The sequence below is a fragment of the Rhodoferax ferrireducens T118 genome (assembly GCF_000013605.1).
Taxonomy (GTDB): Bacteria; Pseudomonadota; Gammaproteobacteria; order Burkholderiales; family Burkholderiaceae_C; genus Rhodoferax; species Rhodoferax ferrireducens.
This window is the reverse complement of the sequence record NC_007908.1, coordinates 4,654,553-4,677,765: the sequence shown is the minus strand read 5'-3', so window position 1 is coordinate 4,677,765 and position 23,213 is coordinate 4,654,553. Positions and strand designations below refer to the sequence as shown.

The window sequence follows — 23,213 nt, the reverse complement described above, 5'->3', positions numbered from 1 at the left end:
AGGATATGAGCAACTCCATTTACGTTGCCGGAATCGGCATGACGCAGTTCGGCAGGCACCTCTCTTTAAGCGTCAAGGACCTCACGCGACTGGCGGTTGAGGCCGCGCTCGCGGATGCGGGCTGCGACAAATCGCAGCTGCAAGGGGCCTACTTTGCCAATTCGACGCAGGGCCATATGGATGGCCAGCACATGATCCGTGGTCAACTTGCGCTGCGTGCCATGGGCCTTCAGAGCTTGCCGGTGGTGAACGTAGAGAATGCGTGCGCCAGCGCCAGTACCGCATTCCAGATGGCGGTGATCCACGTGAGGGCCGGCGATGCTGATATTGTGCTTGCGGTGGGTGCCGAGAAAATGTTTTCTGCCGACAAAGCCCGCATGTTTGCCGCCTTTGACGGCGCCTGGGATGTGCACGATAAAGAGGCGGGTCGGGAGCGTTTGCTTCAGATGGGTGCTGGCGTCGAGCCACCACCCGGCAGTGTCTCCAGCAGTCCCTACAGCGTGTTTATGGACATTTACGCCGCGATGGGGCGCATGCACATGCGCGAGTACGGCACAACGCTACGCCAGTTCGCCGCCGTTTCGGCTAAGAACCATGGGCACTCGGTACACAACGTCAACTCTCAGTACCGCAATGCTTACACCATAGAGCAGATCTTGACCGCTGCGCCCATCACTTACCCCTTGACGCTGCCAATGTGTTCACCGGTAAGCGATGGTGCCGCCGCAGCCATCGTTTGCAATGAAGCGGGCCTGAAGAAATTACAGGGCCGGCGTGAGCGAGCGATCCGCGTGCTGGCGTATGTGCTGCAGACTGGAAGTGACCGCAGTGCGACCGACCTTGAGCACCACCTGGTGCGCATTGCGTCGCGCCGAGTCTACGAGCAAGCTGGTATCGGTCCCAACGACGTAAGCGTGGCCGAAGTGCACGACGCCACGGCAATTGGCGAAATCCTGCAATCCGAGTTGCTGGGCTTGGTGCCCATGGGCCAAGGCGGGCCTGCCGCCGAACGGGGTGAGACCACGATTGGCGGACGCATTCCGATCAACCCATCCGGCGGCCTTGAATCCAAAGGCCACCCCATTGGTGCCACCGGCATAGGGCAGATATTTGAGCTCGTGACCCAATTGCGTGGCGAGGCCGGAGCGCGCCAGGTCGATGGTGCCCGTATTGCCATCGCCGAGAACGGTGGGGGCCTAGCTGGCGAGGAAGAGGCCGTGGCCTGCGTGACGCTGCTGGGGCACTGATTAACAATGCCAATAGAGATTTCGATATGACGACTCTTACTGAAAATATTCTGGCCAACCTGATCGCCAACCGTGCAGCAGAGATGCCGGACTTCGATGTCCTCACCATCGAAGGTGCTGGCGTCTGCCCTGATGAGGTGCGCAACTACCGAGACCTTTGGGACAATGGTCGTCGCATGGCGCAAGTATTGCTGGATTTGGGAGTGCAGCCAGGCCACCGCTTCGCATTGCTTATGGCCAACCACGCCGAGTTTGTGGAGGCGATGGTCGCGGCAAGTATCGTGGGTGCGGTAGTGGTGCCAATTGACCCACGAGCCAAAGGCGACAAGCTGCATTTCATGTTGGAAAACGCCCAGTGCAGCGGTGCCTTCGTGGCGGACTATGCACTAGGCAATTTGCAGCCATTGCGTGTCACGCTACCCGGTCTGCGCTGGGTCATGGGCTTTGCGACCAATGAGGGCACGTGCCCCTTGTCGGACTACCCCGGCTTTGTGGATTGGGTGGCTGCAGCGCCAACGAATGCGCCCGATCTGCCGGTGCTGACCACTGACCCTGATAGCCCGCTGGAATTGATCTTTACCTCAGGAACGACCGGAGATCCCAAGGGGATTGTGCTAACAAACCGCCGCTACTGCGACACCTCGCTGTTGGCAAAGCGCCTCTTCGGGTATCGCGATGACGACAAGCTGTACTCTGGTTTATCGCTGACGCACGCCAATGCGCAAATCGTCACGCTCGGCGCGGCGCTGGCCTGCAAGCTGCGTTGTGTTCTTTCACGGCGCTTTACCAAGTCACGTCTATGGAACATCACCCGCAAGTATGGAGCGACCAGCTTCACCTTATTGGGTGGCATGACCACCGCCGTCTACGCAGAGTTGCCAAAGCCCGACGATGCCGAAAATCCGGTTCGTTTCGTTGTCTCGGCAGGCATGCCTGCGGCCATTTGGGGGGAATTCGAGCGTCGCTTCAATGTGCAGGTTCTTGAGTTTTATGGTGCGGCAGAAGGGGGCTTGAGTTTCAATCACCCGGGAGCTGGACCGGTTGGCAGCATTGGAAAGGTGGCTCCGACACTCAAACATCGCATCGTGGATGACCTAGGCAACGATGTGCCGCGTGGCGTACCAGGCGAATTGTTGTTTCGTCACGCCAATGGAGATCCCTTCGTGGTTGAGTATTTCGGCAATCCTGATGCGTCAACCAAAAAATGTGCCGGCGGTTGGTTGCATATGGGTGACGTCGTGCACGAAGACGAAAACGGTTGGCTCTTTTTCGACTACCGCAAGGGAAATGGCATCCGCCGGAACGGCGAGTTCATTGACACCACCTTCATTGAAAAGGTAATTGCCGAGTCAGGCTTGGTCGATGATGTCTACGTCTACGGCATTGCGAGCGCGAATTTGGTGCCAGGCGAAAAAGACGTCGTCGCTGCCGTTGTGGCTAAGAACGCGGTCACGTTTGACCCACAACAGCTGTTTGAATCGTGCAGGGGCAAACTCGACGCCAGTCTCCTGCCCGGATTCATCCAGGTGCTCGCCCAGATTCCAAAAACAGCTTCTGAAAAACCTCAGGACCGTTTTCTAATCGACGCGTTCAAGCAGGACTCGCACGCGGTTTACCGCCGAGTCTAATCTGCTGACCTGCACAACTGGTGCAGGTGCCGTCGCGTTATGCACTTGCGGTTGGCCTCGTCAAGACAACGAAAGTCGGTCTTCCACAGGCGGATAACGCCGCAGCCACCATCCACCTACCTGCCCCGCACCCCGACGAGGTGAAGGGCGATATTGACCGCTTGGACACCTGGCGTTTGAAGGTCGAATCGCGGAAAGACGCCGCGGCCGCAAACAGAAAGTGATCGCTCAAGGGGCTGCCTCATGGGTCATTGATTGGCTATTCAATTCGCCGGCATTCGTACGCTCAGAAATGATAGCTTGAAGGTCTGCTATGTGGCAACCATTTCGCGACGATCAATGGCTCCAATGGGCCTTGGATTCAACCGGTCGATGCAACACACTAGAAATTGCATAAGCAGAAGGAGTGTTGCAGATGAAGCAAAGGCCCAGGATTTACTACTCTGATAACCAGAAGGCTCTGATGTGGGAACGCCGGAAGAAGGGTGAATCCCTTCAACAGATTGCCCAGTTATTTGATAGAAACCACTCATCTATCAGCCGCATCCTGGGTGAGACTGGTGGCATACGTCCGGCGCAGCGTTGTCGTTCCCAATTTGCTTTGAGCCTGGCTGAACGCGAAGAGATATCTCGCGCACTGGCGGTGGGACGCTCGATCCGGTCAATTGCTTGCCTGCTTGGACGTGCGCCATCAACCGTAAGCCGTGAGATCCAGCGCAACGGTGGCCAGGGCTGCCACCGCGCGACCCTGGCCGACCAGGCTGCCTGGGATCGTGCGTGTCGCCCCAAGACCTGCAAACTGGTGGAGAAGCTAAAGCTGGCGAGCCTCGTGGCCGGTAAGCTCCAATTGCAATGGTCACCACAGCAAATTGCCGGATGGTTGAAGCAGGCTTATGCGGACGACGAGAACTATCAGGTGTCACACGAAACCATCTATCGAAGTCTCTTCATACAGGCCCGTGGTGCCCTGAAGAAAGAACTGCTGCAACATTTGAGGCGCACCAGGACCATGCGCCGTTCGCGCCACCACACCCAAAAGACAGACAACCACGGCAAAATCACCAACGCAGTGTCCATCAGCGAGCGTCCAGCCTCGGTGGAGGATCGGGCCATACCTGGCCACTGGGAAGGCGATTTGCTGTTTGGCAGCCTCAACAACCAGATTGCGACACTGGTCGAGCGTCAGACGCGTTACGTGATGCTGGTGAAGGTTGCCCACAAAGATACCCAGACGGTCATCAATGCACTGATCCAAAAAGCTCGCAAGCTGCCCCAGGAACTCTACAAGTCGCTGACCTGGGATCGGGGTCATGAAATGGCTGACCACAAGCGCTTCACACTGGCCACAGACATCAGTGTTTACTTCTGTGATCCCCAGAGTCCCTGGCAGCGTGGGAGCAATGAGAATACGAACGGACTATTGCGGCAGTATTTCCCCAAGGGAATCGATATCTCGAATTATTCACAGGCACAGCTCAATGCAGTGGCGAGAAAACTGAACGAGCGCCCAAGGAAAACTCTAAACTACGAAACGCCCGCTGAACGATTCAGCCAACTTGTTGCATCGACCGGTTGAATCCAAGGTCGCCACAAGTCAGAGGCGACATCAAACTGCTTGCCTGAAACTTGACGTTCGCAAATTCACCAAGTCGTGGTGACGGACAGCGGCCTGCCGTGGACGCGAACTACGTGCCCTCAGCAGTCAGCCAGCCACCAGAGTTGGTGGCTGCAGAGCGGACGGCGAGTGTCAATTGTCGGAAGTAGACTGTCGGCGCCGATTCAATATTGACCACCTGTGCCGATTGAATTTTGACCAGGGGCTAAAGCTGACTTCTTGAACGTCAACTGTGGATAACTATAGCGCTTTGCTGTTTTGCTGGACTCCTTTTGAATTGGCTGTTGGTGTGAATTCATCATCAGTGGGCAAGCTGCGTAGGGCGTAGCCCGAAGCTGCTTGCCCGCTGATTTGCTCTGCATCAAAGCTGATCAACATCCTCTTTCGGCTCTGAACCCTGGCGTGCTTCTGCCTTTCTGGATTGCTCTCTGGACTTGATGCGGCCCTTGGCTTCATTGGAGCTGTGCCGGAAGCGGTAAGACTCATTGCCGGTCTCCAGGATATGGCAATGGTGAGTGAGCCTGTCCAGCAAGGCCGTGGTCATCTTGGCATCGCCAAACACGCTGGACCACTCGGCAAACGTCAAGTTGGTGGTGATCAGCACGCTGGTGTGCTCGTACAACTTGGACAGCAAATGAAACAGTAAGGCGCCACCGGCCTGACTGAATGGCAAATATCCCAGCTCATCCAGAATGATCAGATCCATGCGCAGCAGACTCATGGCAATCCGACCCGCCTTCCCTTGTGCCTTCTCTTGTTCCAGTGCGTTGACCAGATCCACCGTGGAATAGAAGCGCACACGTTTGCTGTGGTGGGTCAGGCCAGAGATTCCCAAGGCGGTGGCCAAGTGCGTCTTGCCGGTGCCCGGTCCGCCAATCAACACCACGTTCTGCGCATCTTCGGTAAACGACAGGTTAGCCAGTTTGCCCATCAATATCCTGTCAACAATGGACGCCTCAAAGTCAAAGCCCGCGATGTCCCGATGCACCGGAAAGCGCGCCGACTTCATTTGGTGCGCAATGGAACGCAAGGCCCGGTCCACGTCTTCGGCCTGCAGTAAATGCTCAATCAACCAGCGCGAAGAATCCAGTGTTGAGTCGCCCCCTTGCGCCGTCAAATCAGCCCAGGCAGTGGCCATGCCGTTCAGGCGCAGTGCTTTGAGTTCGGACTGTATGTCACGTTTAGCATCACGCATGGCTCACCTCCTGCCCATCTTGATGAGTGGGGCGTAGTCGGTCATAGCGTGCGGTATCAGCTCGAGGGGCCTCATTGAGCTGCAAAGAGGTCTGGGCCTGCTCTGGTGTCGTTGGCGTATTCAATCGTGCCAGCACGTTCTTTACGTGTTCGGCGCTGATGCTGCCACTGGGCGCGGCAGCTTCAAGCACCAGTTCAACCGCCACCAGCACTTCTTCAAGTCCGGCCAGTGGCACCACGGCAAGCACTTCTGCCATGACACGGTCTCCACCGGTGTGGCGCAAGAGGGATTGGCGAAGACGCAGCAAGGGTGGTGGCATGTCCAGAAACGGAGCGCCGTTTCGCAAGGCGCCGGGCTTGCGTTGCACCAGGTCAATGTAGTGCTGCCAGTCATACGTGGTTTGCCCACTGCCGGTCAGCCTGGGGTGACTGGCAACCAGCGTATCTGCGGCTGCCACTGCAACCCTATTCGGATACAGCCGGGTGCTGACCATGTGACCGGCCCATTCGCAAGGCACCGAGTAGCGGTTGCGCGCCACCGCCACCAGACAGGTGCTGCTCACCCGTGCCTATTTCTCCACGTAGCCATCAAACGATGCGGGCATGCTTATGAGGTGAGCACGCTCCAATTCCAGCATCTCGGCCACGGTGAACTGCTTGTGAACAGGGTGTTGCGTGTCCGCCCAGATCGAGCGACAGCGCTCGCCCAGCCAGGCGTTGAGTTCAATGAACGAGCCAAAGCGACGGGTACCAGCTTCGATCCAAATACGTCGGCGACTGTCCTGCACATTCTTCTCCACCACGCCTTTCTCCCAACCGGATGCCACGTTGCAGAAGTCAGGATCGAACAGGTAGTGGCTACACATCGCCGCAAACCGCGGCATTGACGATGCGACCCTTGCCTTTCTTGACTTTGTCCACCGCTGTCTTCATGTTGTCGTAGATGCCGCGCCGGGTAACGCCACCGAGCGCATGGAAGGACCGGGTGTGGGCGTCAAACAGCATCTCGTGCCCTTGGCTGGGATAGGCCACCAGCCAGAAGGCACGACTGGCACACAGTTTGAGGTGGGCCACTTGCAGCTTGTAGAACACGCCACCCACCAGCAGTCCTTCATCGCTCCAGTCAAACTGGAAGGCTTCGCCCAGTTCGAAGCTCAATGGCACGAATGCTTTGCTGGGGGACTTGCCAGACTGCTCGCGCCAGGCGCGGGTGAAGTCAGTCGCTGCAATGTAGCCACCCCTATACCCTTGGGCCTGGATTTGTGTGAACAACGCCTTGGCCGTGCGGCGGGCGTGCTTGGGCCGATGGGAGTCGGCCGTGAGGGCCTGTTCCAGCGTTGCTTCAAAGGCAGTGAGCTTGCCTGCGGGACTTTCCCTGCTGTATTTGGGTACAACGTCGCTGGGTGCCTTAAGCCATTTCTTGATCGTGTTGCGTGACAGCCCGGTGAGCTTCGCAATTGCGGTGTTGGAGAGTTTGTCGCGCAGTTTCATGCGCCTGACCTTGTCTATCATTTCCATGGTGATCACCTTTGTCTCCTGCTGAATATTTCAGCAGGTCAGTGGAACACCCTGGTCAATTTTGGATCGGCGCTTGTGCCTTTAGGTGGTCAGTTTTCGGTCGGCGGCAACAGCGTACACCCAGCCTTGAAAGACCCACAGGCTTACTGGCCATTGGAGCGGTGGGGTGTTGCACACCTGTCTGGCGACAGGCTCGCCGCGCTTCGCCGGGTGTTCGATGAGGAGTTCTGGAGCACCGTGCCCGCCCTGGAGGGCGGCTGTGCAGGCCTGCCATGACCTGGTCGTCGGTGGGTACGAATTGGTCTGTGTATCGGCGCTCAGGGCGGAGTTCACCCAGGCGCGACTGCAAAACCTGAAGACACTGGGATTTCCCATCGAGATCGTTGTTGCAACGGGAAACGATGTAACGCAGCTGAGCCCCAAGGCGTCTGTAATTGAAAAACTCAAGCCGGTGGCCTTTGTGGATGATTTCTTGCCGTACCACCGAGGTGTTCCTCATGGAGTGCACAAGGCGCTGATCCGCAGGGAAGAAAATGGATCCCCAAATGTCGGCCCCGAACTCGAAAACGTGAATTCGCAGCATTTGAACCTGAGGGAGTTTGCCAATTGGTGGTTGGCAGGCGGAGCTGTCAAATCAATGTTCACAGGGGGAAAGACATGACCATGTCCTGTCAGTACCGACGCGCTGTTGATCCGCCTGCAAGGATTTCATTAACCCAGCCACGGAAAAGTGTGAAAGTGGCCTGAATTGGTCCCCCGCTGGTAGGGGCGTCAATATCGCGTCTGCGCCAACATCTGATGGCCAAGTTCGTTTCTCATCCAAAATTTGGCGCCCACAAGACCTGAACTAGCTGCCTTGCGCAACACGTTGCTGTTGTCGGTTCCGCAGCCACGGCATGGATCGGCCACCGAGCGGTCGACCCAGAAACGCTTCGGACATATCGACGGCCAGCAGTAGCACATCAAGGTTGATTCCGGTTGTGAAACCACACTGATGAGCTAGCATCACGAGGTCTTCGGTCGCAAGATTGCCGGCTGCGCCGGGAGCGAACGGGCAGCCACCGATGCCGCCGACGCTGGCGTCAAAACGGCGCACGCCTGCCTCTAATGCAGCATAGGCGTTTGCAGCTCCCATGCCACGGGTATCATGGAAATGGACCGCCAACATGTCGAGCGGAATGGATTGTGCGAGCACGCGCAGCAGTGCGGCAACCTGCCCGGGTGCGGCGGCGCCAATGGTGTCGGCGATGACAATCTCACCGGCTCCAGCAACGCGCATAGCCGCCGCAAGTCGCACGACTGTATCGGGGTCGGTCACGCCCTCGAACGGGCATTCCCAAGCGACTGCAATATAGGCGCGCGTCGCCAAGCCAGAAGCCCGGGCAGCATGCAAGGTTGCCTTGCAGTTCTCCTCAGCTTCGGCAAGGTTCATGTTGATGTTCTTGAGGTTCATCGTTTTTGTGGCCGAGATGACCACCGCGATCTCGCGTGCGCCCACTGCCGTTGCGCGCTCCAGTCCCTTAATGTTCGGGACTAGCGCGGAGGTGCGCAGGCCGGTCTCGCTCTCCAGAAAGCGCAAGCCGGCGATGACTTCCGCCGCGTCAGCCATCTGCGGCACGGCCTTCGGAGAAACGAAGCTTGTAGCTTCTACGCTACGCACGCCCGCGTCGGCCAGCGCGCGGATCAGACGCAGCTTATTGGACGTCGAAACGGTGACCGCCTGGCTTTGCAAGCCATCGCGCGGCGCCACGTCGGTTATGAAAATATGCTCCATGCGCGGCTGCTCAGGCGATGACGCCTGTAGCGCGGAGCTCGGAGAGTCGAGCTTCGTCATAGCCAAGAAAGCTTTTGAGGACAACCTCGGTGTGTTCACCGAGCGTGGGTGGGCTGGTGAAACTTTCGGGCCCGGCCCCAGGGAATTTCATCGGATTTCCCGGCATGCGCACCGTGCCACCCGACTTGAGTTGCACCTCGACCACCATGTCACGCGCGACGACCTGCGGATCGGCCAGGGCTTGCGCGAAGTCATTCACGGGTCCGCATGGGATGCGGGCGGCTCGCAGCTTGTCGAGCCAGTATTGTGCAGAATTTTGAGATAACTCTTCGTTGATGATGGCCTCGATGAACGTCTTCTCCGCATACCGTGCTGGCTGTTTCAGGTATTCCGGTTTCTTCAGTTCAGGCCGATCAATTACCTCTATGAACCGTTCGAAGAAGGCGTCGCCGATGCAAGCGATAACAATAAACCCATCTCTCGTGCTAAACGTGTTGTAGGGCACATGGACAAAATGGCTGTTGGCAATGCGGCCCGGAACATGTCCCGACATCAAATACATCGTCGCCATGTAGTTAAGCAGTGATATCTGTGCGTCCAGCATTGAGACGTCCACATGCTGCCCATGCCCGTCGCGAGCGCGAGATTGAAGAGCCGCGAGCACGCCCATTGCGCCGAAAATGCCGCCACCGAGATCGCCAATGGGAATGCCGCTTCGTACCGGGGCCCTGTCCGGGTCGCCCGTTATGCTCATGCCCCCCCCCATGCCCTGAACGACTTGGTCGAAAGCGGGGCGCTGGGTGTCCGGGCCCGTCTCTCCGAACCCCGTTACAGAACAGGTAATGATGCGCGGGTTGATGGCTGACAACGCCGCGTGATCGATACCCAGTCGTGCTGTGACCCCAACGCTGAAATTGTCAAACACCATATCGGCTTTGCGCACGAGGTCGTAGAACACCTCACGGCCCGAATGCGACTTCAGATCGATGCAAACACTCTCTTTGCTCCGGTTGAGCGTCAGGAAATAGGCCCCCATGCCGTCGCGTGAATAGTTGGGGTCAGTGGCCAGCAACTGACGCGTTCCTTCGCCCTGTCCGGGTGGCTCAACTTTTATCGTGCGTGCACCCAGATCAGTCAAAAGCATGGTCCCGTAGGGCCCCGACAACATGTGAGTCAGGTCCAGGATGGTGATTCCGTCGAGTGGTTTCATAGTCATATCGCGATATCCGCGGCAGTAGTTAACAGTTTTCCGTACCGGCTTGACTTCCAACAATGTGACAACCCGGCTCCAGACCGGCGTTTGACCTGGGGCCTCAAAGGGGAACAGAGTTTCTTCGAGTTTGTCGGTGCATTAAGTCATGCTAATTGTACGGATAAATATGATTGAGACAAGCGATGGAGCGTTGGGCGTAAATCTTAGCCAGGAAAGGGCAGGAGTCCTTGGGATGAATTTCCTGGCCCTGGGCGGCAGCGGGGCTGTGGAGAGATACGTTATACATAGGTATCAACGGGCGCACGATGGACTTTGGGACAAGGTCTCGGGGCCACCCACCAGCAAGGAGCGAACGCTGGCTCCTGATGCGCCTGCGCCGCCAAGAATGCGCCAGCTTCGATGCTGTCATCGTTGCCTTTACGCCGCCTTTGCGATACGCACTCAGTTTCAACACCGGGTAAACCCCAATGCATCCGGGCTAAATATACTATATTGTCCTTACAAATGAATATTTCGCTCTGATTGCTTGTCCAGAATCAGGCAGTACCTTTTCAGGAAACAGACTCATGCAACTAATTAATCGCGGTGCTGAACCCAGTCTTGACGTAATGAAGGCAGACGCACTCACCGCGTTTCGCATTCTGAAAGCGGGGGGCGTTGCTGTGCTTCCCTTCGATGTTTCCTATGCAATCTTTGGTCACACGTCACTCGCTGTGGAGCGAGTGTACGAACTCAAGAACCGCACCCCGACCAAGCCCAACGGTGTCGTTGGCAACTGGGACGTCTTCAATGCGGTGATGGCGACCACCGAGCGTGACAAGGCGCTGGTGAAGTGCATCACCCAGGATTACGACCTGCCATTGTCGATCGTGGCACCCTTTAGGCGCGACCATGAATGGCTGCAGACCTCTGACTTCGGCGCGGTACGCCGGTCCACAAAGGGTGACACGATGGATCTGCTGCTTAATGCTGGCGTCATCCACAATGAGCTCGCGCGCCTTTCCTGGGAGTCGTGCACTCCGTTGTTCGGCTCTTCTGCCAACAAGTCGTTGTCAGGAAGCAAGTTCGAACTTGAGGACGTCGAGGACGAACTCAAGGCCGGTTGTGACATCGTGATTGGCTACGGACGGTCAAAATATGCCAACAAGTACCAGATCGGCAGCACCATCATCGAGTTGCCGAGTTGGAAAGTGCTTAGATTCGGAGGGTGTTACGAGCGTCAGGCCGAGATCATCAGGAAGCACTTTGATGTCGAGCTTCCGCCTCGCCCTGCAACGGGAAGCATGTCGCTCGTCTAGTTTCCCCCAAACCCCTAACCCCTAATTCTTGGAGAACGCAATGAATTTCAGCTTGAAATCCTTAGGCGCCGCGTTGGCGCTCGGCATGAGCATCGCCGCTACACCAGCAGTCGCGCAGAGCAACGTCACGATCCGCTTTCCGGTCGAGTACGCGGCCAACTTCTCAGCTGGTTTGGCCGATCAGGACTTCGTCAAACGCATCGAAGAAATATCGAAAGGGCACATCAAAGTGCGCTTTGCACCCAACGGTTCGATGTACAAAGGGAATGAATTGGTGCAGGCGATGCTGCGCGGCGACGCCGAGATGACGACGCTTGTTCCGGCCTACTGGACCAGCATCGCCCCCAAGGTGCAACTATTCGATCTCCCCTACGCCTTCCCGGACTACGAGACATTCGATCGCGTTGCCAGCAACAAAGCATTTGTCTCCAAGGTCTTCGGTGAGGCCGAAGCCAAAGGAGCCAAGGTGCTGGGCCTGTTGGTGAATTGTTACATCTTGCCAGGCACACGTAGTCGTCAGCTTGTCGAGCCCAAGGACTTCAGTGGTCTGAAGTTGCGTGGGGTCGGTAAGGTGAACTCGACAACGATGAAGGTGCTGGGCGCGAATGCGGTCTCGATCAACATCACCGAGATGCCTGCTGCGTTGCAGCAGGGGTTGGTTGACGGCATGCAGACTTTGATGGATGCGTATGTGGAATACAAGTTTTACGACAACATCAAGTACGTCACCGACGCGCACTATCAACTGATCTATTACCCATGGACGGTTAACGCCAAGTGGTTCAACGGACTGTCCGCAGCCGACCAAGCGCTAGTGCAGCAGGCTGTAGACGACGCGATTTTGGCTAACCGTCAGCGTGTGATAAAGATCGCCGCCGACGCGACCAACGTGATGAAGGCTAAGGGTGTCAGCATCGTCAAACTCAGCGCGCAGCAAGAAAAAGCCTGGCAGGATGCGACTGCGCCGGTGTGGAAGCAGCTTGAGGCAGATCTTGGCAAGGAAATCATTGATGAGTTTAAGGCCGTGCGGGCCGTACGCTGAGTGACTTTTGAACCGGGAAAAAGACTACAAGATGAATGATGACGAAATCGTCATTCCACGGCGCCACACCTTTGAAGAATGGGTGGCGGCCTTTGGAATGTTCCTGATGTTGGTGCTCGTATGCGTCGAAATCACAAAGCGCGAGTTCTTCAACTCGTCGTTTCTGTGGAGTGAGGAAGTCGCACGCTATCTGATGATCTGGTCAATCTACTTCGGCGCATCCGCTGCGGTGGCTTCCGGTTCGCACCTGCGCATTGACATGCTGATCGATATGGTGTCCAGCCGAGTACGGAGACTGCTCGATATCTTTGCGCAGTTTTGGGTGTGTGCGTTTTCACTCGCGATCACGTACGCGGGTTACCACTATGTGGAGGACAGCTTCACTCAGGGCTTCGTGTCGGCGGATTCCAACCTGCCGTTGCAGATGGGTTGGATCCAACTGGTGATTCCCGTGACTTTCGCTCTTTCTGCATTCCACGCCCTGCGGCAATTGAGCAAGCTCGTCGCGACCGACCGTGCTTCTCCCAAGGAAATCTAATATGGCTTTCGCGGTACTCCTCTTCATACTCTTGCTGATACTGCTCACGGGCGTGCCAATCGCCTATGCGATCGGCGGAATTGCCGTATTGGGCAACCAGTGGTTCGACGCCACATCGTTTACGAGATTGGCGGAGACGCAATTCTCGAGCGTCAATAGCTTCGTGATCATGGCGATTCCGTTTTTCATCCTCGCTGGCAACGTCATGCTCAAGGGGCAGATGGCCCGCAGCCTGTTCGAGTTCATGGTGTCGCTGACACGGGGTATCACTGGCGGCGCCGCTATCGGCGCGACCGGTGCCTGCGCCATATTCGGCGCGCTGACGGGTTCGTCGGCTGCCGCCGCATCGGCGCTGGCGCCGGTGGTCGTGCCAGAACTGGAGCGTCACGGGTACCCGCGTGGCTTTGCTTGCGGGCTTATCGCTGCCGGCGGGACGCTTGGGATCATGATTCCGCCCTCGGTGGTGTTCGTGGTTTATGGTTCGTTGACGAGCACGTCGGTTGCCACGCTGTTTCTGGCCGGGGTGATTCCCGGGCTCTTTCTTGCTGCCCTACTGGCACTGACGTCGTATGGTATGGCCAAACGTTACGGCTATGGTGACACCCAGCCGCTGCAACTTAGGGAAATCTGGCGTGCATTCAAGGTGGCGATGCCGTCCATGCTAATGCCGGTCGTGGTGCTGGGGGGTATCTACAGCGGCAAATTCACGCCGACGGAAGCAGCTGCAGTCAGCGTCGTGTATTCGGTGATTGTTACAAAGTACGTCTATAAAACGCTAAAGTGGAGCGATCTGCCGGACATCTTTATTGACAGTGCAAAGAGCTCCGCGGTCGTGCTGATCATCCTGGCAGCTTCGCTCGGCGTCGGTTTGCTCGCTTCTTTCCTTGGCGCCGCAGATCAACTGACGACGTTCCTCATCAGTTTCAACCTGAGTGCTTGGCAGTTCCTGTTGGCCGTCAACGTGATCTTACTGATCCTCGGGTGCTTTTTTGATGGTTTCACGCTGCTGGTGCTGCTTACTCCGCTGCTGCTGCCTTCACTCAAGGCCCTCGATATCAGCCTGATTCACTTCGCAATTATTCTGACGGCCAACATTGAAATCGCCGCCATCACACCGCCCGTAGGGTTCAATTTGTTTGTTATCAGCGGTATCACCAAGGTTGGACTGACCGAAGTTGCCCGCGGTGTATTGCCGTTCGCCATTACCTTGCTCGTTGGTCTCTTTATCCTGACCTACGTGCCGTCGCTTTCTCTCATGCTTACTAAATAAGCGCCAACTATCATTATTCTTTGGAGACTCTTATGGCCACCTACGTTGATGAATTCACGCCCACCATTAAGGTCAATCAGGCGGACACGGCCCTCGTGGTTATCGACATGCAGTACGCGAGCGGTTCGCGACACAAAGGCCTGGGCGCCTTTCTTGCGAAACAAGGTCGCCTCGCGGACGCAGAATATCGGTTCAATCGCATCGAAACCCTGATCATCCCGAATACTCAGAAGCTGCTCGCGGCTTGGCGCGCCGCAAAGGCGCCTGTGATTTACGTTCGGGTGGGTTCCTTCAAGCCCGACTTCTCAGACGCAGCGCCGCATGTGCATGCGTTCTTCAAGATGAGCAATAACTATGTCGGCTCGCCCGAGCACGAGATCGTGGCAGAGCTCACTCCGATGCCGGGCGAGCCGGTTGTCGACAAGAACACCATGGGCGCATTCGCCAGCAGCAATCTGCAAGAGGTGTTCCAGAAGCTCGGCGTCAAGACTGCGGTCTACGTTGGTGTGTCGACGAACAATTGCGTGGATGGCACGGCCTGCGAGGCGACCGATCGCGGATATGGCTCAATCTTGGTTTCGGATGCCACCGGAACCTGCTCGGATCGTATGCAAGAGGTGACGCTGGAATCGTTCCTTCGCCTAAGCGGACGCGTAGACACGACCGACGCGCTCATTGCAGAGCTTCAAGCGTCAGCCGCGACCGCCGGCTAACGCGACCTTCTGGGAAACGGCCATGCCAGCGCTAGACCACCGTCAGGAAGCAGCACGAGCTTTCGATGCGATGCGATGCGGCGGCATCGCCATCGTGCCCAATGATGTCGGCTATGCGGCAATGGCGCACAGCTATGACGCGCTCCAGCGTATCTTCGACACCAAGGGCAGGGCGCCGACCAAGCTCAACGCCATGATTGGACACAACCAGCTGCACCGGCGCTTGCATCGTTGTAGCACGCGCGGGCGTGAAATTGTGGCTGCGATCACCGAGGATTACGATCTTCCGCTTGGCGTTATCGCCCCCGCGGATTTCACCGATCCTTTTCTCGCACGCCTAGATCCTCGTGTGATTGAGGCCAGTACACGGGATGGCACGCTGCTGATGCTGCTCAATGCGGGTCAGTTTCATTTCGCTCTGTCCGAGTTGAGTGATGCGCAGGACACGGCAATTTTCGGATCGTCGGCCAACCTCACCTTGCAGGGAACGCATTTTTCGGTAGAGGCGATTGAGCCCGAAATTCGGGCGATCGCCGATGTCATCGTAGATTATGGCGTTCTGAAATACAAGCCATACGGGTGTTCATCGACGCTGCTCGATGTCGAGAGCCTGACGGTCTATCGCCATGGCATCGCCTATGAAACGATCGCCTGGATCTTGAAGAAGCATTTTGGTCTGTCTCTGACACCTGTACCTTCTTGAGTTCACGCGCCTCGGATGCCGCGATCAAACTAGCGTCTTTGAATCGGTGGCGCACCATTCGCATGGTCTGCTCAGACCTTCATTGTCCGTGTGGAGAAGACCATCACCCCGAGCGGAATCGCGAGCAGGGCGAAGCCGACACCCATGTTGCCCAGCGCAGTGCTTAACACGCCGAATAAGGGTGCTGAGACGACGACGCCGATATAGGTGAAGAACAGGCAGCCAGCCGTAGCGGTACCGGCGGTGCCTTGTGGCGCCTGGCGAGCGACAGCGGCGAGATAAACGCCGTTCCAGCCGATTGCGGTGCAACCGAACACGCAGACGAGGGTCAGTACCAAGGCAGGCGATGTCGACGGTTGCAGCATCACCATCAGAATGCTGGACGCGGCCATGGCAGCCGCCAAAGCCCGCAGAGTGGCCATCGTCTTTCCTGTCATGTCGGCCACGGCGCCCCAAAGAATGCGCCCGACTACGCCGCCGCTCTGCGCCACAGCCAAGCCCGCACCAGCGGCCACGAGTGTCCAACCGAGCGATGCGTTGAGGTAGGTCACAAGGTACGAACTCAGGCACATTTGCACCGCCGAGAACACCAGCGAGCAGAGTGCGAGTACGCGCAAACCAGGGTGTGACAGCACCATGTGGATCGGCATCATGAAGCCCGCGCGAGTTGGCCACGGCGCGGACGGAGCGCGAGTGTTGTCGAGCTGGTGCCGCAAGGATTGACCGAGTGTGGCGGCCAGTACGCACAGGATCGCCATGAAAATGAGTGACGAACTGGTGCCGACATGCACGGCGATCGGTGCTGCGGCGAGTCCTGCGACCGCACCGCCTAGCGGGACCCCGGTCTGCTTCAAGGAGAATACCAATGCGTAACGATCGGCTGGTGTGGTACGCGCCAGGATATCCGAGCTGGCTGGCGTGATCGGCCCGTAGCCGATTCCCAACGCAATGGCGCCCAGGGCGGCGAGGAACGGGCCCAGTGAAGCAATCAGGAGCAGTCCGGCCGCACAAAAACCCAGCGCGACTTGACTCGTGCGAATCGACCCCCAGCGCTGAATGAAGGCAGCGGCATAAACGCTCGACAGGGCTGCAGCGATATAGGCCGTTGCAATGTAGGCCCCGATCCCCACGCTATCGACACCCAACTGGTTCAAAAGCGCAGGCGCAATTGCCGGAGGAGCAAGGATGGCACCGGTTGCCGAAACCTGGATCAGCATCGTGACGACAAGCGGGATGTTTCTTCTAACAAAAGAGGCGATGCTGTGCTCCGGTTTAGGGAGGTTCACGCGGAATACATGGGCAGTTCGCCTATCGCGCCTTCAGCCTGCAGCACAGCGATCTGTTCATCGCTGTAGCCAACTTCATGCAGCAGACTGTAAGTGTGCGCACCCATTGCCGGAGCGGCGTTGGTGGGAAGATCGACGCCGTTGATGCGTATCGGGTTGGCAATCATCCGTGCTGTGTGGCCGTCTTCGTAGCGAAAGTCGAGCACGCTGTCGCGCTCGGACACAAAGGGGGTCGAAAGCGCCTGGGCAACGTCATAGACCGGCGAGATTGGCACCTTGCCGGCGAGCAGGCGGATCCACTCCTCGGTGGGACGGCGCGAAAACGCAGTATCCAACAACTGCGTTACGCGGGGGCGGTTTGCGAGCCGCACGGCGAAGTTGCAGAGTTCCGGGTCCACTTTCCATTCAGGATGTCCGAGTTCGTCAGCGAGGATGGTCCAGAACTTTTCCTTGTTGCACATAATGAATACCCAGCCGTCCTGCGATCGATAAAGCTGGCTCGGCGTCAGGCTCGGATGGGTCGAGCGTTCGCCACGGCCGGTGACGGTGCCGCCGTTAAGAAACCAGGTGCCAGGATAGTTCAAGTTGTGCAGTGCCACGTCGAAGAGTGAGGTGTCAACATCCATGCCGACACCTGTGTCGCGGGCACTTACGACGCCAGCTAGTAGCGCGAATGAGGCCGCCAGCCCCGTCATCAGGTCGACGATCGAAAGTCCGTAGCGGGTCGGTGGCCCGTCAGGCTCGCCGGTGAGCGACATGTGCCCCGCTTCGGCCTGCATCAGGTAGTCATAGCCTGGCCAGGCCTTGCGGGAACCGTCTCGCCCGTATGCCGATAGGTGAGCGCAGATGATGCGCGGATTGATCTCACACAGATCCGCGTAGGTCAGGCCTAGCTTCTCAGGGTGATCGCCACGTAGGTTGTCGAGGACCGCGTCAGCTTCCTTCACCAGAGCCCGAAATGCCTCTATCCCCTTCGGGTGCTTTAGATCGAGCGTTATGCTTTTCTTGTTGCGGTTGAAGGTCTGGAAGAACTGGCTGTCGCCAGGACCAAAATAGTGGGGGCCCACCGAGCGGCCAATATCGCCGCCTTCCTTGTGATTCTCTATCTTGATCACTTCAGCGCCGAGATCCGCCAGGTATGATGTGCCGAACGGGCCGGCACCGTACTGTTCGACAGCAAGAATGCGCAAGCCGGCGAGCGGTAGCGGGCGTGGTGAAGCGGTTGCTTGCATGGGTTTCCTATTGAAGAGTCAGAAGTGATTCGAAGCGCGCGGCGCTGGGCAGGGTGTCGAGATGCAGGACCGCGTCAAGCACCTGCTGCGCCTGCTCATGAGTGGCCGTACGCGTGAAGTTCTCAAAGAATTTGGATTCGATGTCAGCGCCAGTGATCGGACGTTCAGCGTTGCCGCGGTTGATCGCCACGCGATGGCGGCGTGTGCTGCCATCGTCGAGTTCTACGATGACCTCCCCCGTGTAGTGGCGCGGATAGGTCGATGCTTCGTCGACCGCGTATTCAACGAGATCCATTAGGGCTTGTATGGCGCTGTCGGCGATGGCCTCGGCGTTGAGGTCGTCCAGCGCGAAGCGCCCTCGCAGGAGACCACAAGCCACGGCATAAGGCATGCTGAATTTCGCGTCGTAGTCGCTGACCGGACGGCGCTTGGCCTGCATTGGTTCGCAGACCACCTGGACCACGCCAGCAGGCACCAGCCCACGGATGCGGCGGATCCGCTGCGGATCAACGCCTTCGCGATGCAAGGCGATGGCCGCGTCAGCACAACCGTGCAACAGATGACAAGCAGGAAAAGGCTTGACTGCGACCTGCTCAAGCTCCCACTGTTGCATCAGGCCGGCGGTCGCGAGCGACTCATCGCAGGCGGCCAGCAGGTCCGGCGGCAGGTGGGTTCGAAACAGTCCATAGCGGCCTTCGTAGGCAGCGTGCGGCGCCGGTATCTGCGACTGCGCGTAGCTCGCCGCAGTGATTCCAGCGGAGGCTGCCCAGCCTGGATGCAAGCGCTTGGTCCACGACCCGTCTTCCAGAAATTGCAGGCTGCCGCTCGCCAGGGACAAGGCAATGCCCTGCGCATCGGCGAGCCCATCCGGTGAAAGGCCTAGAAGTTTGCCGGCTACGAGTGTGCAGGCGAAGGTTCCGACAAGGCTTGTCGGATGAAAGCCCGCGCGGTGAAAGCCGCCCTTGGCGACGCTCGCAATGCGCGCGCCCGTCTCAATGCCCGCAATGTACGCAGTCAGCAGCGCCGCACCGGTCGCGTCGCTACGCGCTGCCATGGCGAGTGCCACCGGGAAGGTGCTGACGGTCAGGTGAATGACCCCGGCGGTGTGAGTGTCGTCATAGTCGAGACCGTGCGCCAGCATACTGTTGACCAGGGCCGCATCGCGCAGCGGCAGGCGCGCAGCCATCCCTATTACGCCACGGGGACCATCACCCGAGAGTTGTGCCGCAGCGGCCGACATCGTCAGCGCAAAGGGCTCCTCCCGTGCGGCGACGGCGCAGCCGACCGCGTCGAGAATCAGGTACTTGGCGCGCTCAACGATGGCCGCAGGCACCCGATCAAGTGTCAGCTTCTCGACGAATGCGCCGATTTGCTCAGAGACTGTCTGCTCCTGCGCTTCATGTTTCATCGTTGAGTCGTGCATCGGGCGCGGGCCTTCGCTGGGTGAGGACATCGGCTTTCCTAGTGAAAATTGTTATTGTATGGACAATATACGATAAAGTGGAAAAGATGTCAAACCAGTATCATCCCCACGTCACTAGGGCGCCGCTATTTTTAATTGCGTGCGATAGGTGAAGCGATCGCCTGGATGAATGTTGTTGGCCACTTCAATGAGCCGGCGCTTTGAGTCGTAGTAACGACCGACAATACGTAAGCTTGGCGGGCCAGTCATGGTGCCGAGATTGCCGGCGTCATTGAGACCAGGCGCTATGCCTTGCAGTTCTTGGCCCACCCGCCGGATCGAAATCTTGTATTCCTTTTCGATCAGGGCATACATGGCCATCTTGCCTTCTCGCAGCTTGCCCTCAATGCCAGCGAAGACCCGGTTGATGAACAGGCGCGAGATGCAGATCGGCTGCTCGTTTCCGCTGTCGCGCCGGGTGCCCGTCGCACAAATCCACTCATTGTCGGGTTCGACGCCAAAATCGCGTGTCTACGCCATGGGCATGGCAATTTTTCCGGCGTAAACGAAATTCAGTGTCGTGTCCTGTGCGTACTGGAGCGGGTCGCGCAAGGACGTTGCGTCGTGGGTGTAGAGCGAGTCATCGGGTGTCGCGATCACGACCGTGCCGACACGCTGCCGACGAGCGACGAGTTCCGCCGATTCAAGGTTACGAACCGCCTCCCGCGCGGCAAACCGACTGATGCCACACTGCTCGCATAACTCTGCATCCAGATTGGTTAAAGAGAGTTCGGGAATCCACTTTAAATGCACCACCTACCGCGGGGGCAGGAAGGCGGCTGGCTGCTTTTCAGAGCCGCAGGCACCTGCTACAAGCGGAACTGGTGCACAAAGACGGCAAGGATTTCGGAGATGGTGAGGGCGGACATTTTTTGACCCAATCTCTAATTGTACGGACAATATTGATTATTGTCTCAAAAATGTCAACGGCAGGCAAGCGGCCCGCAGGCCAGGAGACCCGCTACTTGCGCAATTGCATGCGGTAAGTGAACCGGTCGCCTGGGTGGATGTTCTCAGCCACTTCCATCAGTCGGCCGCGTTCATCGAAGTAGCGGCGCACAATCAGCAGCGCCGGCGATCCTGGCAGTGCACCCAGGTTGGCGGCGTCGTCCGCCTCCAGCGCCACGCTCTGTAGGTCCTGCTCCACGCGCTGGATCGGCACGCCGTACTCGCGCTCGATGATCGCGTACACGGCGGTCTTGCGGTCGCGCAACCTCGCCTCGATGCCCTTGAGTTCGGGGTTGAGGTACAGGCGCGTCAAGCAGATGAGCCGGCCCGCCTGCTCCTGGCCCTTGGCATCCTCGACAATGCTGCCATGACGCAGGCCCACCGCATAGACCCACTCCTCGCCGGGGGCCGCACCGAACTGCGATGCCTTCTCTTTTGCCAGCGCGACCTTTCCGACAAACATGAAACGCAACTCAGTGTCCTGCGCGTACTGGAACAGATCGCCGACCGACGACACCGTGTGCGTGTAACGCGCATCCGAAGGGGTCGCAATGACCACGGTGCCGACCCGCTGTCGGCGTGTGACGAGACCTGCTGAGGACAACACGCGCACCGCTTCGCGCGCCGTGAAGCGGCTGATATGGAACTGCTCGCACAGCTCCAGTTCCGTGGGCAATCGCGCGCCAATCGGAAATTGGCAGGTCGCGATGGCGGCCGTCAGTTCGCGGGCGATCTGGAGGTAGCGGGGGCCGGATGTGTTATTGGCCATAGAATCAAATTCGCCGTCAACAGTGAGCCTAGTGCGTACCACTTTCTTGCTGGATGCAACTTTTGCGGTGGTTGTGCGCTTTGCGGCCCGTTTTAGTAGAGTTGTCATACCGCCATTTCACCACACCCTGCGCGCGTTGTAACCCGGAAATACGAGGCATACGTACGGCCTGCCAACCGGATGTCACATGATCCATCGCCACCCAGCAATTCGATTGGTCTAGACTGATTCGCCTGGACGACCGCATCGTGTGCTCGCATGTGGCCCGGAGCCAGTGGCCCTGATGCGTTCGTTGGCGGCTTCCGGCGTGCACGACGGTCGTTTCCAGGCATTCCTAGGCGTTCCGTTTTAGGATGCCGCGGCGGTTTTTTCGCGCAACATGAGCTTCACGACCCTTTGGGGCATGGGCAGAACTGGACCGCACAAACAAGACGCAGGTGTCGATGCAACGTTATTCGCGGTGACCACCCTCAAGGGGCCCGCTCACAACGATAGTTCGACGCGGATGTCTGCGCCAAGTGCTAGGTTCGATGCGTCGGTCTGTGCGGTCGGCTCCTGCAGTTTGACCGGCACGAATGGTTCATGCTGCGTGACCAGCTTCTTGTCTGAGTGTTCGCGCAGTCTGCGATGAATAATGTTGGCAATGCCATTGTCCAGGATAACACCTGCAATGAATGCGCTGCTTTGATGACCTTCTTGCATGACTTGGACCTTACGCTCAGGGTCTTAGAAAGGGCTCTTTGGGCGGGTTCCATCAACCTCGCTCGTCATGGTGTGCATGAGCTCCATCGAGAACACACCATCGTCTCGATTTCTCTTCAACTCGACGCGTGTTGGGCAGCCGCTTACCGACATCGCAACGCCCGCCTCACTTCACTGCGACGAACATAAAGCGATTGGCGCAAAAAAAATACTCACCATCGCGCTGACGAGAGCAGATGTCGGCGACCCAAGCGTCGGCTTCCAGCGCGTTCACACCGTTGCGCACAGCGGCGTTTCGGGCGATCGCTATCAAGCCGACGCCAAAAGAATCTGGGTCGTAGCGGGTTTCGAGCAAGGGGTAGGCCTCGGTCTTGTCCAGCCGCAGGCCCGCGTTGTGGAACATACGGTGTAGCTGGCGAGGTAACTGCCAGTGCGCAAAGCGCCAGCGGCCGTCAAATATACGCCGCATCTGCGCTGCATCCTCTGACTCGTACACGCACATATCCCAGTCGGTTTCCAGAACGGCCAACCGTCCGCCCGGACGCAACACACGCGCCGCCTCGGCAATCGCCTGCTCAACGTTTGGCACATACGAGTAGCTTTGCACCGCAACCACAAAGTCGACGCTCGCGTCAGGCAGATCCAACGCGGTTGCATCGCCCAAGCGTGTTTCGATCAGATCGGCCAGCCCTTCGCGCTGAGCCCGCTCGGTGACGCCTGCCACCATGTCGGCGCTTACGTCAATGGCGAGCAAGCGTCCACCAGGCATGACCTCGCGTGCGAGTTCGCAGCTTAGGTGCCCCAGGCCGCAACCGATGTCGACGCCAGTCTCTCCCGGTTTTGCCAAAATGAGTTCACGCAAACGGCGGCGCTGCTCAACGATTTGTGGGCTGGCGTACAGCTTGTCTAGGCGCGGCGCCATAGCCGCATTGAACACTTTAGCTTTGGAATTAAGGTCGGACATCGGTAGCCTTTCAAGCCGAATTCAAATGTACAGACATTTAATTTTAATCATTCACCAATGTTAATAGGAGTAAACCCTAGTTCCGTTCACAAAATCA

Annotated in this window: 22 protein-coding genes and 1 pseudogene; 11 read left to right on the top strand and 12 right to left on the bottom strand. The window is 58.0% G+C overall.

What is annotated here, in order from left to right; all coding sequences use genetic code 11:
- Nucleotides 1–5: 5 nt before the first annotated feature.
- The 3 genes from RFER_RS21305 to RFER_RS21290 all read left to right on the top strand — a co-directional run bounded on the left by RFER_RS21305 (nucleotide 6) and on the right by RFER_RS21290 (nucleotide 4,451).
- Nucleotides 6–1,247 (top strand): thiolase family protein, encoded by a 1,242-nt coding sequence (locus RFER_RS21305; RefSeq protein ID WP_011466450.1) that lies wholly within the window; start codon nucleotides 6–8, stop codon nucleotides 1,245–1,247.
- Nucleotides 1,248–1,273: 26 nt separating this feature from the next.
- Nucleotides 1,274–2,875: an AMP-binding protein gene (locus RFER_RS21300; RefSeq protein WP_011466449.1), complete on the top strand. Its 1,602-nt coding sequence runs from the start codon at nucleotides 1,274–1,276 to the stop codon at nucleotides 2,873–2,875.
- Between the two features lie 415 nt (nucleotides 2,876–3,290).
- Nucleotides 3,291–4,451, top strand: coding sequence for an IS30 family transposase (locus RFER_RS21290; protein WP_011466448.1), 1,161 nt, complete (start codon nucleotides 3,291–3,293; stop codon nucleotides 4,449–4,451).
- Nucleotides 4,452–4,851: 400 nt separating this feature from the next.
- Here the strand turns inward: RFER_RS21290 and istB are convergent, their stop codons facing one another.
- On the bottom strand, nucleotides 4,852–5,685 hold the full coding sequence (gene istB / locus RFER_RS21285; protein WP_011466447.1) for an IS21-like element helper ATPase IstB: 834 nt from the start codon (nucleotides 5,683–5,685) through the stop codon (nucleotides 4,852–4,854).
- Nucleotides 5,678–7,202 (bottom strand): annotated as a pseudogene (istA, locus tag RFER_RS21280) (IS21 family transposase). Before istA ends, istB begins: the two are co-directional and overlap by 8 nt.
- A 75-nt stretch (nucleotides 7,203–7,277) precedes the next feature.
- Between istA and RFER_RS24310 the strand changes: the two are divergent.
- A complete protein-coding gene (locus tag RFER_RS24310; RefSeq protein WP_166485782.1) occupies nucleotides 7,278–7,478 on the top strand; it encodes a hypothetical protein in 201 nt (66 codons plus the stop codon).
- On the top strand, nucleotides 7,462–7,863 hold the full coding sequence (locus tag RFER_RS23800; protein WP_085998766.1) for a hypothetical protein: 402 nt from the start codon (nucleotides 7,462–7,464) through the stop codon (nucleotides 7,861–7,863). The genes RFER_RS24310 and RFER_RS23800 overlap by 17 nt, the downstream gene beginning before the upstream one ends.
- 186 nt (nucleotides 7,864–8,049) lie before the next feature.
- Here RFER_RS23800 and RFER_RS21270 read toward each other — a convergent pair whose 3' ends face one another.
- Together RFER_RS21270 and RFER_RS21265 are read right to left on the bottom strand one after the other, a co-directional pair.
- On the bottom strand, nucleotides 8,050–8,976 hold the full coding sequence (locus RFER_RS21270; protein ID WP_011466445.1) for a hydroxymethylglutaryl-CoA lyase: 927 nt from the start codon (nucleotides 8,974–8,976) through the stop codon (nucleotides 8,050–8,052).
- A 10-nt stretch (nucleotides 8,977–8,986) separates the two neighbouring features.
- Entirely contained in the window at nucleotides 8,987–10,192 is a 1,206-nt protein-coding gene (locus RFER_RS21265; protein ID WP_011466444.1) for a CaiB/BaiF CoA transferase family protein, read from the bottom strand.
- Between the two features lie 563 nt (nucleotides 10,193–10,755).
- Here RFER_RS21265 and RFER_RS21260 point away from each other — a divergent pair.
- Genes RFER_RS21260 through RFER_RS21235 form a run of 6 tightly spaced genes read left to right on the top strand, consistent with a single transcriptional unit; the run spans nucleotide 10,756 to nucleotide 15,753 of the window.
- Entirely contained in the window at nucleotides 10,756–11,487 is a 732-nt protein-coding gene (locus tag RFER_RS21260; protein ID WP_011466443.1) for a Sua5/YciO/YrdC/YwlC family protein, read from the top strand.
- Between the two features lie 40 nt (nucleotides 11,488–11,527).
- Nucleotides 11,528–12,529: a TRAP transporter substrate-binding protein DctP gene (dctP, locus tag RFER_RS21255; protein WP_011466442.1), complete on the top strand. Its 1,002-nt coding sequence runs from the start codon at nucleotides 11,528–11,530 to the stop codon at nucleotides 12,527–12,529.
- A 31-nt stretch (nucleotides 12,530–12,560) separates the two neighbouring features.
- A complete protein-coding gene (locus RFER_RS21250; protein WP_041791089.1) occupies nucleotides 12,561–13,067 on the top strand; it encodes a TRAP transporter small permease in 507 nt (168 codons plus the stop codon).
- Nucleotide 13,068: 1 nt separating this feature from the next.
- Nucleotides 13,069–14,337: a TRAP transporter large permease gene (locus RFER_RS21245; protein ID WP_011466440.1), complete on the top strand. Its 1,269-nt coding sequence runs from the start codon at nucleotides 13,069–13,071 to the stop codon at nucleotides 14,335–14,337.
- A gap of 32 nt (nucleotides 14,338–14,369) precedes the next feature.
- The gene (locus RFER_RS21240) at nucleotides 14,370–15,050 is read left to right on the top strand and encodes a cysteine hydrolase family protein (protein WP_011466439.1); all 681 of its coding nucleotides are present in this window, start codon (nucleotides 14,370–14,372) and stop codon (nucleotides 15,048–15,050) included.
- Between the two features lie 22 nt (nucleotides 15,051–15,072).
- Nucleotides 15,073–15,753: a Sua5/YciO/YrdC/YwlC family protein gene (locus RFER_RS21235; protein ID WP_011466438.1), complete on the top strand. Its 681-nt coding sequence runs from the start codon at nucleotides 15,073–15,075 to the stop codon at nucleotides 15,751–15,753.
- 71 nt (nucleotides 15,754–15,824) lie between these two features.
- On the opposite strand, the gene RFER_RS21230 is transcribed toward RFER_RS21235, so the two are convergent.
- The 8 genes from RFER_RS21230 to RFER_RS21195 all read right to left on the bottom strand — a co-directional run bounded on the left by RFER_RS21230 (nucleotide 15,825) and on the right by RFER_RS21195 (nucleotide 23,116).
- Nucleotides 15,825–17,039, bottom strand: a complete 1,215-nt coding sequence (locus tag RFER_RS21230) for an MFS transporter (RefSeq protein ID WP_166485781.1) — start codon at nucleotides 17,037–17,039, stop codon at nucleotides 15,825–15,827.
- Nucleotides 17,036–18,271: a CaiB/BaiF CoA transferase family protein gene (locus tag RFER_RS21225; RefSeq protein ID WP_011466436.1), complete on the bottom strand. Its 1,236-nt coding sequence runs from the start codon at nucleotides 18,269–18,271 to the stop codon at nucleotides 17,036–17,038. The genes RFER_RS21230 and RFER_RS21225 overlap by 4 nt, the downstream gene beginning before the upstream one ends.
- A 7-nt stretch (nucleotides 18,272–18,278) precedes the next feature.
- Nucleotides 18,279–19,724 carry an MmgE/PrpD family protein gene (locus RFER_RS21220; RefSeq protein ID WP_011466435.1) on the bottom strand — a complete coding sequence of 482 codons (1,446 nt, stop codon included), beginning with the start codon at nucleotides 19,722–19,724 and terminating at the stop codon, nucleotides 18,279–18,281.
- An 84-nt stretch (nucleotides 19,725–19,808) separates the two neighbouring features.
- The gene (locus RFER_RS21215) at nucleotides 19,809–20,168 is read right to left on the bottom strand and encodes a UTRA domain-containing protein (RefSeq protein ID WP_084795559.1); all 360 of its coding nucleotides are present in this window, start codon (nucleotides 20,166–20,168) and stop codon (nucleotides 19,809–19,811) included.
- Between the two features lie 36 nt (nucleotides 20,169–20,204).
- Nucleotides 20,205–20,486, bottom strand: a complete 282-nt coding sequence (locus RFER_RS21210) for a GntR family transcriptional regulator (protein WP_041791087.1) — start codon at nucleotides 20,484–20,486, stop codon at nucleotides 20,205–20,207.
- Between the two features lie 208 nt (nucleotides 20,487–20,694).
- Entirely contained in the window at nucleotides 20,695–21,558 is an 864-nt protein-coding gene (locus tag RFER_RS21205) for a GntR family transcriptional regulator (RefSeq protein WP_084795558.1), read from the bottom strand.
- A gap of 375 nt (nucleotides 21,559–21,933) precedes the next feature.
- Nucleotides 21,934–22,152 (bottom strand): hypothetical protein, encoded by a 219-nt coding sequence (locus tag RFER_RS21200; RefSeq protein WP_041791085.1) that lies wholly within the window; start codon nucleotides 22,150–22,152, stop codon nucleotides 21,934–21,936.
- Nucleotides 22,153–22,318: 166 nt separating this feature from the next.
- Nucleotides 22,319–23,116 (bottom strand): class I SAM-dependent methyltransferase, encoded by a 798-nt coding sequence (locus tag RFER_RS21195; RefSeq protein WP_011466431.1) that lies wholly within the window; start codon nucleotides 23,114–23,116, stop codon nucleotides 22,319–22,321.
- Nucleotides 23,117–23,213: the final 97 nt, after the last annotated feature.